The organism is Burkholderia sp. BCC1638 (genome assembly GCF_902833195.1).
Taxonomy (GTDB): Bacteria; Pseudomonadota; Gammaproteobacteria; order Burkholderiales; family Burkholderiaceae; genus Burkholderia; species Burkholderia diffusa.
Window position 1 is genome coordinate 1 of record NZ_CADFEC010000080.1, and the last position, 1,131, is coordinate 1,131.

Annotated in this window: 1 protein-coding gene; it reads right to left on the reverse strand. The window is 59.9% G+C overall.

Annotation, left to right across the window (positions count from 1 at the left end; genetic code table 11):
- Positions 1-130 precede the first annotated feature (130 nt).
- The gene (locus HWX22_RS31240; RefSeq protein ID WP_175916991.1) at positions 131-1,123 is read right to left on the reverse strand and encodes an IS5 family transposase; all 993 of its coding nucleotides are present in this window, start codon (positions 1,121-1,123) and stop codon (positions 131-133) included.
- Positions 1,124-1,131: the final 8 nt, after the last annotated feature.

Sequence of the window (1,131 nt, forward strand, 5' to 3'; positions counted from 1 at the left end):
GGAAACACTGATTAATAGGCGATCGCGCGAGGTGGTCGGCGATGTGGGCGGGGAATGGCCGGATACCGAAGCGAAGCGCCGCCCATTCGGAGAAGTTTGCCCCGAGGATGCACCTTATTTCTCGCATTTCTCACACGCATGACGGACTTCTCCCATGAATCGACCGCAGCCGGTTTCGCGCGATCACCAGATTCGCCAAGGCGAACAGACTGAACAGCTGCGCCGTGTTCTTGAGCAACCCCTTGTAGCGCACCTTGCGATGACGAAACAGGTTCTTGACGACATGAAACGGATGCTCGACCCGCGCGCGGATTTGCGCCTTGGTTCGCTCGAGCGCGATCATCAGATCCTTCTGCGCACCGTCCTGCATCGCCTTGAGCTTTCCTCGCTTGGCCGCCACACGCCACTTCACCAACTTGCTTTTCATCTCATCGCGCTTGTCTACGCCGATGTAGCCCGCATCGCCGAACGCTTCTTGCTCGTGACCGTGCAACAGCGCGTGTGCTTGCGAAACATCCGACACGTTGGCGGACGTGCCGACCACGCTGTGAACCAGCCCCGAATCGGCATCGACGCCGATGTGCGCCTTCATGCCGAAGTGCCACTCGTTGCCTTTCTTCGTTTGATGCATGTCCGGATCGCGACGCTTCTCGGCGTTCTTGGTCGACGGCGGCGCTTCGATGATCGTCGCATCGACCAGCGTGCCTTCCTTCATCATCAGCCCGCGTTCGCACAGCGAGATGCCAATCTCGTCGAACAGCTTGCGCGTCAGGTCATGTTCGAGAAGCAAGCGCCGGAACTTCAGCAGCGTGGTCGCATCCGGCACGTTCTCGACGGCCAGATCAATCCCGGCAAACGCCCGCATCGCAATGCTGTCGTACAGCGCATCCTCCAGCCCTTCGTCCGACAGGCTGTACCACTGCTGCAGGAAGTAGATTCGAAGCATCCGCTCCAGACCGATCGGCGGGCGGCCGCGAGTTCCTTTCGGGTAGTACGGCTCGATTGCCGTCAGCAATCGCGACCACGGCACGAGCTTCTCCATCTCTTCCAGGAAACGCTGGCGCCGAGTCATGCGCTTCTTGCCCGTGCTTTCCGCTTCCGCAAAGCTCATTTGCCGTTTCATCGTCGTGG

Excerpts from the sequence above, each read along its gene's own strand:
- HWX22_RS31240 (WP_175916991.1), bottom strand. The coding sequence starts at position 1,123 with ATGAAACGGCAAATGAGCTTTGCGGAAGCGGAAAGCACGGGCAAGAAG.